Source organism: Stenotrophomonas sp. YJH_SMC_21 (assembly GCF_059369555.1).
The window spans coordinates 93,797-108,900 of record NZ_JCAFSU010000012.1; the positions used below are offsets into that span (position 1 = coordinate 93,797).

General features: G+C 67.1%; 6 protein-coding genes. 2 read left to right on the forward strand and 4 right to left on the reverse strand.

Annotated features, from left to right (window positions below; genetic code table 11):
- Positions 1-99: 99 nt before the first annotated feature.
- Both AC5P67_RS15295 and AC5P67_RS15300 read right to left on the reverse strand, forming a co-directional pair.
- A complete protein-coding gene (locus tag AC5P67_RS15295) occupies positions 100-3,546 on the reverse strand; it encodes a hybrid sensor histidine kinase/response regulator (protein WP_111189038.1) in 3,447 nt (1,148 codons plus the stop codon).
- 207 nt (positions 3,547-3,753) lie between these two features.
- The gene (locus tag AC5P67_RS15300; RefSeq protein WP_049397049.1) at positions 3,754-5,901 is read right to left on the reverse strand and encodes a S46 family peptidase; all 2,148 of its coding nucleotides are present in this window, start codon (positions 5,899-5,901) and stop codon (positions 3,754-3,756) included.
- 127 nt (positions 5,902-6,028) lie between these two features.
- On the opposite strand from AC5P67_RS15300, the gene AC5P67_RS15305 reads away from it, so the two are divergent.
- Both AC5P67_RS15305 and AC5P67_RS15310 read left to right on the forward strand, forming a co-directional pair.
- Entirely contained in the window at positions 6,029-7,717 is a 1,689-nt protein-coding gene (locus AC5P67_RS15305) for a molecular chaperone HscC (protein ID WP_111118199.1), read from the forward strand.
- Positions 7,714-9,327, forward strand: a complete 1,614-nt coding sequence (locus AC5P67_RS15310) for a J domain-containing protein (RefSeq protein WP_241889476.1) — start codon at positions 7,714-7,716, stop codon at positions 9,325-9,327. The genes AC5P67_RS15305 and AC5P67_RS15310 overlap by 4 nt, the downstream gene beginning before the upstream one ends.
- A gap of 19 nt (positions 9,328-9,346) precedes the next feature.
- Here AC5P67_RS15310 and AC5P67_RS15315 read toward each other — a convergent pair whose 3' ends face one another.
- A complete protein-coding gene (locus AC5P67_RS15315; RefSeq protein WP_033835359.1) occupies positions 9,347-13,204 on the reverse strand; it encodes a translocation/assembly module TamB domain-containing protein in 3,858 nt (1,285 codons plus the stop codon).
- A complete protein-coding gene (locus AC5P67_RS15320; protein ID WP_005414924.1) occupies positions 13,201-14,997 on the reverse strand; it encodes an autotransporter assembly complex protein TamA in 1,797 nt (598 codons plus the stop codon). Before AC5P67_RS15320 ends, AC5P67_RS15315 begins: the two co-directional genes overlap by 4 nt.
- Between the last annotated feature and the right edge of the window lie 107 nt (positions 14,998-15,104).

A 15,104-nucleotide genomic window follows, 5' to 3' on the forward strand; every position in this document is an offset into this window, starting at 1 on the left:
TGGTTGCCGGCCAGCGGCCGGCACTACCTGACGTCACATCCACGCATGGCGTGGATCTACTGCTAGGCCGATGAAGTGGTTGCCGGCCAGCGGCCGGCACTACTGCGCGTCGCGCAGCGCGCCGAGGAAGGCGCGCAGCGAGGCCGGCTTGATCGGCTTGGTCAGCACGCGGTAGCCACGCTCGCGTGCCATCCGCTTCAGCTCATCGCGGCCATCGGCGGTCAACAACGCACCCGGCAGCGGGTAACCGGCGGCTTCGCGCAGGGCCACAAGCGCGTCCAGGCCATCCATGCGGTCGTGCAGGTGGTAGTCGACCAGCATCACCTGTGGCCGTTCGGCCACCTTCTCCAACGCCTGATCCAACGTCGATGCCGTGATCACCTGCACCTGCCAACGGCCGAGCAGTGCGCGCATGCCGTCGAGGATCTCCTCGTCGTTGTCCACGCACAGCACGCGCAGGCCCGCCAGCGAATCGCTGCGCACCGGCGCGGCGACGGCCTGTACCGGCGCGGCCAGTTCGGTGTAGCCCGGCAGCGGTGCGACCCGCGGCAGGATGATCGAGAACATCGATCCCTTGCCGACCCGGCTGCGCGCATTGAGGCGATGGTCAAGCAGGCGCGAGATGCGCTGGCAGATCGACAGGCCCAGCCCCAACCCCTGCTCACCCCAATCGAACGGTTGCTGGTAGCGGTGGAACTCGTCGAAGATCTGCCGCATGTGGTGCTCGGGAATGCCGGGCCCGGTATCCCAGACCTGCAGCTCCACTTCGTCGCCGCGCTGGCGCACGGCCAGCACGATGCGTCCCTGGCGCGTGTAGCGCAGCGCATTGGCCAGGAAGTTCTGCAGCACGCGGCGTAGCAGGCGGCGGTCACTACGCACCCATGCCGGGCGTGCGAACAGATCCAGGCGCAGGCCACGGCCGGCGGCGACCGGAGTGTACTGCGCAGCCAGTTCGCGCATCAGCGCGCTCACGTCGAACTCGCCGATCACTGGGTGCAGGCCGCCGGCGTCCAGGCGCGATACGTCCAGCAGGCCATCGAGCAGTTCTTCAGCCGCGCGCAGCGATGCATCCACGCGCTCGGCCAGGTGCTTCTGCTCATCGCTCACGTGATCGCTGTCGCGCAGCGCGGAAGCGAACAGGCGTGCGGCGTTCAGTGGCTGCAGCACGTCATGGCTGATCGCCGCCAGGAAGCGGGTCTTCGACTGCTGCGCGACCTCGGCCTCATGCGAACGCTCTGCCACGCGCTGTTCCAGCGTCTCGTTGGCTTCCAGCAGGGCCTTTTCCGCGTGCTTGTAGTCGGTGATGTCGTTGTAGCTGGTCACGTAACCGCCGCCGGGCAGCGCCTGGCCACGCATCTCGATCACCTTGCCGTCGCTGCGGGTGCGCTCGAACACGTGCGGCGAACCGGCGCGCATGTAGCCGATGCGGCGGTTGATCTGCACTTCAATATCGCCTTCGCCCAGCTCGCCGCGCTCGGCGTTGTAGCGGATCAGGTCGGCCACCGGGCGACCTACGTAGAGCATGCCGTCGGGGTAGCCGAACATGTCCTGGTAACGACGATTCCATGCGGTCAGCCGCATGTCCGGATCGACCACGCTGACCCCGGCGCTGATGTTCTCCAGCGTGGTCGACAGGATCTCGCGGTTGAAGCGCAGTTCCTGCCCGGCTTCGTCCAGCACCGCCACCACTTCGCCCAGGTCCATGCCCGAGCCGCGCAGCAGGCTGGTCAGCAGCAGGCGCGCCGAGGCCGCACCAATCGACGCGGCCAGCAGGCGTTCGGTGAACTGCACCCACGGCCGGTCGGCCGGCGCCGAGGATTGCAGCTCGCGGCCCAGCGACTGTGCCTGCTCGAAGAACGAACGCCGCGCGTGGCGCTCGCCGACCACGCGCGAAGCCAGCGCCAGCAGATCGCCCACATGCACGTGACCCGGCCAACCACCCGCCACCGACGGTCGTTCGGCATACGGGTCGAGGAACGGCGCGGCGCGCAGCCGCTCGTCCACACCGGGCCGCCATCGTGCAGACACCAGCATCATCGTCGCCGCATTGACCAGCAGCGACCAGAACGTGCCATGGGTCAGCGGGTCCCAGCCGGTCATGCCGAACAGCTGCTGCGGGCGCAGCCACTCGATGCCGAACGGGCCGTGCTGCACCCAGCCAGCATCGACCCAGCCGGCCATGGTCATCGCCGGCAGCAGCAGTGTGTACAGCCAGGTGGCGAAGCCCAGCAGCATGCCCACCTCGACACCACGCCGGCTCGCGCCGCGCCAGTACAGACCGCCGATCAGCCCGGGCGCGAACTGCGCCACCGCCGCGAACGCCATCAGGCCGTACGAGGCCAGCGTGCTGTCGTTGCTGCTGGTGCGGTAGTAGCTGTAGGCCATCAGCGCCAGCAGCAGGATCGCCAGGCGGCGGATCCACAGCACGCGCGAGGCAACGTCGGCGGCTTCCTGATGGTCGCCACTGCGACGCAGCAGCACCGGCATCACCAGATCGTTGCTGACCATGGTGGCCAGCGCGATGGACGAGACGATGACCATGCCGGTGGCGGCGGAGAAGCCGCCCACATAGGCGATCAGCGCCAGCGCGTTGCGGCCTTCGGCCAGCGGCAGGGCCAGCACCATCGAGTCGTCGGCGACGCTGCCGCCGGTGCCGAACAGGGTCACGCCGGCGGTGGCGATCGGCAGCACCATGCCCGAGATCAGTACCAGGTAGCCACCGAACATCCAGCGCGCGCGGCGTACGTCGCGCACGTCACCGCACTCGACCACGGCCACGTGGAACTGGCGTGGCAGGCAGATGATGGCCAGGAAGCTGAGCAGGGTCTGCGAGATGAAGCCCACCGGCGGCAGGCCGGTGAACAGCGTATGCACCGACTCGACCACCGCGTCGGTGCGGTTGCTCAGCCACAGGTAGGCGAACACGCCCACGGCCAGCATGGCCAGCAGCTTGATCACCGATTCGAAGGCGATCGCCAGCATCATGCCGTGGTGGTGCTCGGTGGCGTCGACCTGGCGGGTGCCGAACAGGGTGGCGAACAGCGCCATCAGCAGCGCCACGTACAGCGCCGGATCGGTGAAGAAGCCGGTCGGGCCGCTGTTGCCGGTCAGCACCTGCAGGCTCATCGCCACCGCTTTGTACTGCAGGGCCAGGTACGGGATGATGCCGATCAGGGCGATGATCGCCACCAGTGCCGCCAACCGCCGCGAGCGGCCGAAGCGCGAGGAGATGAAATCGGCGATGGAGACCACGTTCTGGCTGCGCGCGATCAGCGCCAGGCGTTCGATGATGCGCCAGCCGAACAACAGCAGCAGCAACGGACCGATATAGATCGGCAGGTAGCCGATGCCGTTGCGCACGGCGGTACCCACCGCGCCGTAGAAGGTCCACGACGAGCAGTAAACGGCCAGCGCCAGGCTGTACACCACCGGCCGCAGCCACGGCCGATCGGGATACATCGGCCGGCGGTCACCCCACCACGCCACGCCGAACAGCAGCGCGGCATAGGCAACCGAGACCAGCAGCAGGATCCAGCTGGAGACCACGCGTGCATTTCCGTCGGAACAGGGGCCAGTAGATCACGACCGTTGGTCGTGAGGGTAGGTCATGGCGGTGGGTCACGACCGTTGGTCCGTCTGGTGGGTCACGACCGTTGGTCGTGACGGGGACATCCGTGCCCACTGACAGTGGGCACCTACCGGGAATCAATGGGCACCCACCAGGAAGCGGTGGGCACCTGCCAGGTACCGGCTTTATTGGGCCGGCACGCCCATTTCCTTCAGCAGCTCGGGCGCCGGGTAGACCTTGGCCAGCAGCCAGCGCAGGTAGCGCATGTCCACGTGCACGGCGCGCTTGTAGCGCGGGTCGAACCACCAGCTGGCGCTGACCGATTCCCAGTTGCTGTCGAAGTTCAGGCCGATCAGTTCGCCCTTGGCGTTGAGCACCGGCGAGCCGGAGTTGCCGCCGGTGGTATCCAGGTTGGTCAGGAAGTTGACCGTCTGGGTCTTCAGCGCCGGGTCGGCGGTGCTGCCGAAGTCACCCTTGGCAATCGCCGCCAGCAGCGGCTTGGGCGCATCGAACGGATAGGCGTTGGTGTTCTTCTCGACGATGCCGGCCACGGTGGTCACCGGCGAGTAGGTCACGCCATCGCGCGGGTGCAGCGCCTCGACCTTGCCGTAGCTGATGCGCAGGGTGCGGTTGGCATCCGGGTACACGGCGCGGCCCTGCTTGGCACGCCAGGCGAACAGCGCCTGCATGTAGGCCGGGCGCAGGCGCAGCTGCTCGCCTTCGCGGGTCTTGCTCTCGTTCTCGATGCGCAGCTGCGCGGCCACCAGCGGGCCGGCCACGGCGATCAGCGGATCGGCGGCCAGCGCCTTGCCTTCGCGTGCGGCAGCGAAGCGCGACAGGCGCTGCGCCTCGTCACCCAGCTGGGTGCCCGCATACAGGGTGTCCAGCGCCTTGGCCAGCTGCTGCGGCGTACGGCCGAAGGCCGCGTCGAACTCGGCCACGCGCTGCGCGTCCGGCAGCTGCTGGTAGCGGGTCAGCAGAGTGGTCAGCAGCGCCTTCTCGACCTCCGGTGCGTAACGGCGCTGGACCTGCTTGAGCACGCCTTCGATCATCGCCTGGTCGCGCTGCTGGTAGCCGCTTTCGCGCTGCGCGTCCGGCTTGGCCGATTCGATGCGCAGGCGCTCCAGCAGCAACGCCGAACGCAGCAGCTGGCTCTGCGCGGCCATCTGGTCCAGCAGCAAGTCACGCTCGCCCACCGCCGCACCCTGCGACAGGTTGGCCAGCAGTGCCTTGATGTCGCCCTGGTACTTGCGGTCGGTGGCCGCCAGCATCGCCGTCTCGTCGGCGGCACGCTGGGCCTTCGCGTCGCTGCGCAGCAGGCCTTCCAGCTCACCGGCAGCGCGCTTGCGGTTGTTCTTCAGCGACTGCAGCTGCGAGGCGTAGCGGGTGCGCGCCTGTGCATCCTTGGCGCTGGCGGCCTCGATGGTGTCGATCATCTGCTGGAACACCGATACGCGGCGCGGCAGCACGGTATCGATCTGGCCAGCGAATTCGGCCGCGGTACGATGGCGGTAGGTGATGCCCGGGTAACCGGCCAGCATCGCGTAGTCGCCTTCCTTCGGGCCTTCCACCGACATCTGCAGGTGTGCCGGCGCCTGGTAGGGCACGTTGTCCTTGCTGTAGGCGGCCGGCTTGCCGTCCTTGCCCACGTAGGCGCGCAGCAGGGTGAAGTCGCCGGTGTGGCGCGGCCACATGAAGTTGTCGATCTCGTCGCCGTAGTTGCCGATCGCACGCGGCGGCGCGTACACCAGGCGCACGTCGCTCAGTTCCAGCTGGGCGATCCGGTAGAAGTCGGTGCCGTAGTACATGTTGGCCACCGAGCAGCGCACGCTGCCGTCCTTCTCGCACTCGGCCACGATCTGCTTGCTGGCCGCATCGACGGCATCGAAGTAGGCGCGGCCGGTCTTGCCACGCGCCTGCGCCAGCACCTGGTCGGTCACCTTGTCGAAGCCGACGGTGACCAGCACGCGGAAGTCCGGGTTGGCCGGGCGCTCGTCGGCACGGTCCCTGGCGATGAAGCCACCAGTGATCAGGTCGTGCTCGGGCGAGCTGTTGTACTGGATCACGCCCATCGCCACGTGGTGGTTGGTCAGTAGCAGGCCGTCGGCGGACACGAACGAACCGGTGCCGCCACCGGCACGCACCACGGCGCTCAGCGGCGGCGCGGTGACATTGGCCAGGTCGGCCGGATTGCCCTTGAAACCTGCGGCCTGCAGCGGCTTGGCCAGTTCCGGCAGCTGGGTCGGCATCCACATGCCTTCATCGGCGTGGGCACCGGCGGCGAGGGTCAGGCCCAGGGCCAGGGCGGTGGGAAGGGCTTTGCGTGATGACATGAGGCAATCCGGTACGACTGAACAGCCCGGGACCATAGCCCGTGGGGCGCTGTCGGGCAACGCCCGATGGTCAGGGGGTCGGGGCCACTCCTACAATCGCGGTTCCCTGCACAACGGACGTCAGCAGATGATTGTTGGAATCGACCTGGGCACGACGCACTCGCTCATCGGTGTGCATTCGTCGGATGGACCGCGCCTGTTCCCCAATGCCCATGGCGAGCTGTTGACCCCGTCGGTAGTCAGTCTCGACGGCGACGTCGTGCTGGTGGGTGCTCCCGCTCGCGATCGCCTGATCAGCCACCCTGACCAGAGCGCGGCCCATTTCAAACGCTGGATGGGCAGCAACCGTGAAACCCGGCTGGGCGATCGCGTATTCCGTCCCGAGGAGCTTTCGGCGCTGGTGCTGCGTTCATTGCTGGCCGATGCGGAAGCCGTGCTCGGGCAGAAAGTGGAAGAAGCGGTCATCAGCGTGCCTGCGTATTTTTCCGACGCCCAGCGCAAGGCCACCCGCGCCGCCGGCGAACTGGCTGGCATCCGGGTCGAGCGCCTGATCAACGAACCCACCGCCGCCGCGCTGTCCTATGGCCTGCAGCAGCGCGAGGAGGAAGCTCGGGTGCTGGTACTGGACCTTGGCGGTGGCACCTTCGATGTCTCCATCCTGGAGCTGTTCGAAGGTGTGGTGGAAGTCCATGCCAGCGCCGGCGACAACTTCCTTGGCGGGGAAGACTTCCTGCGGGTGCTCGAGCAGGCGTTGCTGGCCGAACAGGGCCTGCGGGCGGCCATGATCGCCCCGGGCGAACGTGCACAGCTGCTGCGCCGGCTGGAACTGTTCAAGCGCGAACTGAGCCAACAGGGCAGCGGCCACCTGCAGTTCAACCTGGAAGGCCGCGAATTGGACTGGCAGCTGGATGAGGCACGCTACGCGCAGTTGTGCGACCCCCTGCTGCAGCGCATGCGTGCGCCCATCGAACGGGCCATCCGTGATGCCCGCCTGAAGCCGGAGGCGCTGGACGACATCGTGCTGGTGGGCGGTGCCGTCCGCATGCCGATGATCAGCCGGCTGGTGACCCGCATGTTCGGTCGCCTGCCATTGCGGCATGTCAACCCGGACCAGGCCATCGCCATGGGCGCGGCCGTGGCGGCCGGCCTTAAAGCGCGCGACCAGTCACTGCGCGAAACCGTGCTGACCGATGTCTGCCCCTATACGTTGGGCATACAGGTGTGCCGTCGCGATGCATCCGGCCAGGAGCGCGGCGGCTACTTCCATCCGATCATCCAGCGCAACAGCGTGGTGCCGGTCAGCCGCGAGGACGATTTCTGCCCAATCAACGATGCACAGACACAGCTGGTACTGGACATCTACCAGGGCGAAAGCCCCACCGTGGACCGCAACATCAAACTGGGTGAAATCCGCATTCCGTTGAAGGGAAAGGGCCCGGCCCAGGAAAAAAGCGTGACTGCCCGCTTCACCTACGACGTCAACGGATTGCTGCAGGTGGAGGTGACCGAACATGCCAGCGGGACCCGGCATGAGCTGATCCTGGAACAGAACCCCGGCTTGCTGTCACCGGACGAGATCCAGCAGCGGCTCGCGGCACTGCAGTCATTGAAAGTGCATCCGCGCGACGATCAACCGAACCTGGCCGTAGTGGCCCGACTGGGTCGGCTTTACGAAGAGTGTCTCGACCAGCGCGATACCCTGCAGAGATGGCTGTCGCAGTTCCATGCTGCGCTGGAGAGCCAGGACCTGGCCCGTATCGAACGCCACCGCGAGGAATTGACCCACGCCATGGATTCGCTGGAGATCGATGCATGAGGCGGGGGCTGGACGTCCTCGAACTGGACGAGGATGCTGACGAGCGGGCGATCAAGCGAGCCTACGCCAGGCTGTTGCGGGTAACCCGGCCTGACGATGATCCGGTTGCGTTCCAGCGCCTGCATGAGGCTTACCAGTCTGCGTTGTCATGGGTGAAACAACGCGCTCAGCCCCTCGACATCGATCAGGACAAGCACGCCTTGCCGCCGATGCAGGATCCATCGCTGGAACCGGCTTCGCGTGCACATATCGATGCGATACACGCAGCGATCGCGCTGGATCGCCAGCTGGAGCAGGAACGCGGGCCATACGGCCATGACCCTGTCCGGATCGTGCAGACCACACCGATGCCGCCAGCCGACACCGGGTTGGACAAGGTGGTAGAGCCGTCGCAGAGCGATCCGCACGGGCCTGACGCGTTACCAACGGCGCACGCCCTGGCACCGCAGCCCACGCTCGCCCCTGCTGGCGACGGCGAGCGATCGCCACTGCGTTCAGTGGATCAGATGGTCGCGGCCATCCTGATCCGACTGGCTGCAGCTGCCCGGGGCAGCGACGATGACACGACCGTGCCCGCGCTGGAAACCTGGCTGCAGGCCCAACCCGAGCTATGGTCCCTGCATGACAAGCCGCTCATCGCGGCGTCCCTGCTGGAGCAACTGCGCGAGGCGTCCCCGCCTCTGCCGCGGGAGGTGGTCGAGCACGTGGCCAGCAGCTTCGGCTGGGATGATATCGGCAACGGACTCGATGCCGAGGATCTGCAGCGGATCGTGCGTCGCTGCGATCAGGCCTGGATGCTCACGGATGCGGGCCGGCAGCGCCTGGCGTGGCATGTTTCGCGGCTGGACACCTCCATCGTGCGCCCGGATATGCGCCCGGTACTGGACCGGTTGCGCCGCCCGCGCAGCCGCTGGCGCAACCTGCTGGAGTCGCTGCCGTGGTCGCGACCCGACATCACGGTGCTGACGTTGGCGGCACTGCGTTACTGGCCCGATCGTGAGCTGCCGCCAGGCCTGTCCGCCACGCAGGTGGCGTTCTGGAGTCGCTTCGGCAGCCGTCAGGATCCTCTGCGTTCGCAGGTGGCCGCCCTTCGGGCCTGGTTGGCCGGCCTGCTGTGCGGCACGATCTGCCTGGTCGGCGTGATCAACAGCTGGCCACTGGCCTCCACCGAGGGCGGCATGACCGGCGGTGCGAAGGCCGCGCTCAGCCTCGCGATCGGCACGCTGCTGATTCCATTCGGCTGGTACCTGATCTGCGGATTACGGATGCTGATCAGCTGGCAGGTGAACCCGGTTGCGGCTGGAAGCTGGCGGCAGGTCGCCTCGCTTCCAGTTACTGTCGTTGTCGGTGCCGGCCTTCTGCTGCTGTTCCAGCATGAGTCGTTCCCGGATATGTCTGGGATCCTGTTGGCTCGTGGACTGGTGTTCGCGCTCTGGTTGGTGGCATTCATCGGTACCACCACGCAGCGCCAGCGGCTCGGTATGGCCGACCATGGCGCCCTGGACCGCGTCAGCATGATTCCCTGCCTGATTTTTCCCTGGTTGGGGCTGGTGATCGTGCTGGGCTATTGGGCCCGCACCCAGGTGCTGCGGCGCAGATCGCCGCAATGATGCATCCATGTGCGGCGGGTTATTTCTCCCGCCGCCAGTTGATCGACCCACGGTTTTCCACCGTGCTCGACTCCACTTCCACGTCGAAGCCGCGACGCAGCAGGTACTTCAGCGTGATCACCGAACCGGCACCGACCAGCGACACGCCGTAGCCGACGTACAGCTTAGGCGAGATGTACTTGCCAACACCGATCACCGAGCCGCCCAGCGCGCGCGACTGGCTCACGCCGGCATCGTCCAGGCCCAGCTTGGCGCCCAGCTGCGACGCCAGCAGGCCGCTGCCAGCCGAGAGCGCCGCCGAGGCCGCGTTGACCTGCTGGGCCTGGTCGCTGCTGGCACCGGTCAGGCTGCGCCCCAGCACCAGGTAGGCCAGTGCCTCGGACTGCGACATCGCCGGCTCGGACCACACGTCCGCGCGCGGCTGCTGCGCACGCCCGGTCACGTCGATGCCGGCGGTGACATCACCGATCCGGCGCTCGGCACGGATGTTGATGCGCGGGTCGGACACCGCGTTGTAGTTCCAGGTGAGGTTGCCACGGGTGATGGTCAGGTCCTGCCCATACGCCTTGTAGCGTCCACTCACTTCCAGCCCGCCATTGGCGGTCATTTCGCGACCAGGTTTGGCCCAGACCTGCATCTTGCCGGTCAGTGCGCCCTTCAGGCCGAAGCCGGTCATCTTCACCTTGTCACCGAGGCTGACGGTCAGGTCCATGTCCAGCGGCGAGGTGCGCGACTCTTCCGGATCGGCCGGGTCGAGCACCACCACGTCTTCGGACACCGAGGTGCCGCGGTCCAGCCGCTCCAGGTCGATGTCGGCCTCGGGCACGTGCACGGTGCCACGCAGCTCCATCGCTGCCTTGGCCAACGTGAAGTCGAGGTTGGGGTTGGCGACGATGCGCAGCTCGCTGGTGTTGGACAGCAGCACGTTCTCGCCGTGGATCTTCAGCTGCAGCGGTTGTGCATCACCAAACCACGACAGGCCACCATCCACGTACAGCGTGCCCTGGCCCGAGTTGGCCTGCGCGGTGATCTTTGCCGAACCGTCGGGCTGGGCCACGAAGCTGCCCTTGCCCTGGTCGAAGGTCAGGCCCAGCGCGGGGAATTCGCCCTTGAAGTTGCTCAGCTGGGCGTCACCGCCCAGCGATGGCTGGCCGCGCGTACCGCGCAGGCTGACGTGGCCCTCGATCAGGCCGGTCGGGCGCACGATGTCCGGCGAGAACAGCTCCAGCCAGTACAGCCGCGACATGTTGAGATAGAGCTCGCCGTTCAGCGGCGCACTGGCCTCCCAGCCGGTCTGCATCCTGGCATCGACGAAGCCGTTGCCCTGGAAGCCCATGCCCAGGTAGCCCTTGATGCTGGCCGGGGTCATGTCGAGCTTGAGCGAGAACTGGTCATAACGCACCAGCTCGCCGCGGGTGGTATCCCCCACGGTGTTGCGGTTCTCGCCCAGGCGCACGCCGCCTTCCTTCGAGCGCACCTCTACATGGCCTTCCCAGGCATTGCCGCGCGGGCGGATCTGCGCGTCCAGGCTGACATCGCCACGCAGGTAGATGCGGCGGCCGGACTGCGGCGGCAGCCACGGCTGCACCAGCGCCAGCGGCAGCGCATCACTGCGCACCACCAGGCCCTCACGCGGCCAGTTGGCCTGTGCGCACAGCGCGCCGCTGCTGGCCGCGGCCAGGCAGGCTTCGGACAGGGTGTAGGTGCTGCCGTTGATCGCGAACGCCGCCGGTGCACGCAACGACCAGGCATCGCCCTTCACCGGTGCGATACGCAGCGACGCCAGTTCGCCGCGCCACTGCGCGCCCTGTTGGCGGACGCTGCCCTGCAGCTCGATCGCGCCCATCTCGTTGCGGGTCTGCGCCGCCAGGCGCAGGTTGGAGACACTGCCCTGCGCATCCACGTTCAAGCGTTCCAGCAGCATGCCGGCGTTGACCTGCTGGCCCTGCACCGCTAGCGTGCCGCTGTCGCCGCGCCATGGCAGGTGGCCCTTGATGCTCACGCTCTCGGCGCCGTAGCCGTCCCAGTTGAGGTTGTTGCCGACCAGGTCGGCAGTGATGTCCGGCGCATCGCGCGGGCCCTTCACCTGTACCTGTCCACGCAGGCCGCCATCGGCGCCGGGCAGCAGATCGCTCAGCTGCAGCGGTTCGAAACGCGCGTCGATGTCGAGGCGATCACCCACCTTGCCCGACGCGGTCACCCGGCTGCTGCCCAGCGACAGCTTCAGATCGCCCTGGCCCTGCGCGCCCTGCAGCGCGAACTTGCCCTGTGCGTCGAGATTGCGCTGGCGCAGGATGCCCTTCAGCGACGGCAGGTCGACGGTGGCTTCCAGCGTGCCGGCCGTGCCCGGCGGCGCGTTTGCCGGCGGCGGCAGCTGGCGGCCCTTGGAGGCCAGGTTGCCGGACAGGCGGCCGTTCCAGCCCGGCACGAAATAGCCGGGGTCGAAGTCCTTCAGCGTGGCCTTGGCATCCCAGTCCAGCTGCGGTGCCCACGCCACCTGGCCTTCCACCTGCAGCTGCCCACCCGGCGTCTGCGCCTGCAGCTGGTGGATCGACGCGGCCTGGTCATTGCCGCGTACGTCGAACTGCAGCTGTGCCTTCTGCTTTTCGCGTTCGACATCGGCACGGCCGATCGCGGCCCACGCCTTCAAGGTACCGGCCAGGCCGAAGCGCGCTTCCTTCAGGGTGACCGGCACCGGTGCGCTGCCGGCCGTGTTCGGATCGGGCGCCGGCACGTAGGTCAGGTCATGGGCGACCACCGAGAAATTGAGTTTCTGCTGGTCTTCCTGGCTGAAGTCGGCGGTGCCTTCCAGCCGTGCCTCACCGCCAAGCCCTTTCACCAGCAGGGGCGACACCTTCAGCACCTGGTCCTGCAGCGACACCACCGACGGTGCCAGCTCCAGCTCCTGATCACCCTGCTTCACCTTGCCACGCAGGTTGGCGTTGCCGCCCTTGCCAGCCGCGGTGAAGTCCAGTGCGAGTGGTGCGATCGCCGAGCTGGCCAGTGCCGGCGACAGCAGCGCCAGATCCAGTTCGTCGCTGCGGATGCTGGCGCTCCAGCTCGGATCGGTGCGGCCATCGAACACCAGCATCGCGTGCAGCGGCTTCGGCGCGCGCCCGGCTACGGCCACTTCCATGTGCGCCAGGTCACCGCGTGCCACCAGCCCCACCGTCGCTGCGGTACGGCCACGCGGGGCCGGCAACACTGCGGTGACGGTCACGTCGGTGTCGTAGTCCTTGGCCGGGATGTAGCGGCCCTGGGCGGTGAAATTGCCCATGTCGCTGTCCACGACCAGTTTGTGCGCCTGGAACTCGCCGTTGGCGATCTCGATGCCACCCCGCACACGGCTGATGTCGATCACCGGCTCGTTGGCCTGGCTGATGCGGAAGCCGTCGATGGCAATGGCATCGGCCTGGATCGCCAGCGGCATTTCGATCTGCGGCAGCGAATCGGGCCACGACGGCAGCTTGAACGGCTCGTCACTCTTGGCCAGGTTCAGCGTCGCGTTGGTCAGCTCCAGCTTGTCCAGCAGCAGCTTGCGGCCCAGCAGCGGGCGCAGGTCCGGCTCCAGGTGCGCGCGCTCGGCGTGGAAATGGATGTCGTCGTAGCGGAAGTCGACGTTGTACAGGGTCAGCGGACCGGCCACCGGGCCGTCCACCTTGTCCCAGGTGAAGCTGGCGCCCACCGGCAGCCGCGCCACCACCTGTGCCAACAGCACATCGCGGCCGGCCACGGTCTGCAGCAGCCAGTACACCGCCAGCAACGCCAGCAGCACCAGGCCGATCACGCCCACGCCGGACCACGCCCAGAAGCGGCGGCGGCGGTAGAAACGCACGCGCGGCGGCGGCGTGTTCGGGGTGGGTGCGGGCGTGCTCACAGGTCCGCTCCGATGTTGAGGTAAAGCTGGAACTGCGAATCCGGGTTGTTCAGGCCATGCGCGATATCCACGCGCACCGGGCCCACCGGCGATTTCCAGCGCACGCCGAAGCCGACGCCGGTGTGCAGATCAATGGTGTTGTCGAAGGCGCTGCCGGTATCGACGAACACCGCCGCGCCCCACGGGCCGCCATTGAAGTAGTGCTCGTACTCGGCCGAGCCGATCACCAGGTTCTTGGCGCCCAGCGCGTATTTGTCGGGTTTGGGTGTGCGCGGGCCGACTTCGCGGTAGGCGTAACCGCGGATGCTGCGGTCACCGCCCGCGAAGTAGCGCAGGCTCGGCGGCATCGCCACCAGATCGCTGGTCCAGGTGGTACCCCCCTCGCCGCGCAGGATCAGGCGGTTGCTTTCACCCACCGGGATGTACCAGCGCAGCACGGCGTTGGCCTGCACGAAGCTGGTGTCCGAGCCGGCACCTTCAACGCCGGCACGCATCGTCGCAGTACCGCTGATGCCCTTGCGCGGGAACATCTCGTCGTCGACGTTGACGTAGTCGGCAACCATCTGCGGGTACACCAGCGTCGAGGTGTTGTAGACGGCATCGGTGAATTCAGTGCCGGAGGCATAGCGCCAACGCTCGCGCAGTGCGTTGATCGAGGCGATCGCGGTCCAGTGCTCGTTGATCTCGCCGCTGCGGCTGGCGATCAGCTTGAAGTTGCGCAGGTCGATGTAATCGGTCTGCTCGTCATACGCACTGGCGGCGAAGGTGTACCAGCCGTCAAGCCAGTTGAAGGCGGGGATGCGGTAGCTGGTCACCAGGCTCTTGCGCTTCTGCGCATAGTCCAGCTGCGTGTTCATCTTGTGCCCGCGGTTGTTCAGGAACCGCCGCTCGATGCCGCCGCGCACACCCGGGCCACTCTCGCTGCCGTAGCTCAGACCCGCGGTATAGATGGTGCGCTTGGCGCGGGTCAGCTTCACATCCACCGGCACTTCGCCGTTGGCATCGGCCTGGTCGGGCCGTGGCTGGATGTCGATCACGCTGAAGTAGTCCAGCTTGGTCAGCGACTCGCGCAGCCGGTCCAGCTTGCCCTCGTGGAAGTAACTGCCCTGCTCCCAGTACACCAGCGGGTCGAACAGCTTGTCGACGAAGTAATCCTGCTCGAAACGCACCGGCCCCATGTTGTAGCGGCGGCCGCTGTCCCAGGTCAGGTCGATGTCGGCTGCGTTGTCGGCGCGGGTGATCTGCACCTGGCGCTGGGTGTAGTCGGCATCGAAGTAGCCACGCTCGGCCAGGCGACGGGTGATGGTGATCTTGCTGGCTTCGTACTGCGTGTGCTCGAAGCGCTGGCCCTTGCGGGGCTTGAATGCGGCCAGGTCGTCCTGCAGGTACTGGTCATACATCGCCGGCCCGGTGATGTCGATGTGCTCACGGCGCACGGTCACCGGGGTGCCCTTGTCGACATGGATCAGCACCCGCACATGCTCGTCCTCGCGCGGCGCCTCGACCTTGATCACCGGGTTGTAGTACCCGAAGGGTTCCAGTGCCTGGCGGGTCTGCCGCTCGGCCTGTGACAGCAGGTACTCCAGGCGCGATTCGCCCTGTTCCTTGCCGATCGTGTCGTACAGCGACAGCGATTCCTGGATGTTCTCGATGATCGCGGCGTCGTCGCCCTTGTCCAATCCCTTGATGTCCACCTTGTCGATGGTGCCGCGCGCGTGGGCCACGGAGGTGGCGGCCAGCGACAGGACCATCAGCGGCAGGGCGTATTTCTTTGGCTGCATGCGGCACAGCATACCGACCGAAGGTGACGATGCGAAATGCATCACGTCATTCGGGATCGGTTGTTAAGTGGCGGTCAAAATACGCGCCTTTGTGGCGATCCTCGTGATCGCAGGCGAGG

What these genes read in the sequence shown, in the direction of transcription:
- AC5P67_RS15300 (WP_049397049.1), bottom strand. Translation starts at nt 5,901, where the DNA reads ATGTCATCACGCAAAGCCCTTCCCACCGCCCTGGCCCTGGGCCTGACC.
- AC5P67_RS15305 (WP_111118199.1), top strand. Translation starts at nt 6,029, where the DNA reads ATGATTGTTGGAATCGACCTGGGCACGACGCACTCGCTCATCGGTGTG.
- AC5P67_RS15310 (WP_241889476.1), top strand. Translation starts at nt 7,714, where the DNA reads ATGAGGCGGGGGCTGGACGTCCTCGAACTGGACGAGGATGCTGACGAG.
- AC5P67_RS15320 (WP_005414924.1), bottom strand. Translation starts at nt 14,997, where the DNA reads ATGCTGTGCCGCATGCAGCCAAAGAAATACGCCCTGCCGCTGATGGTC.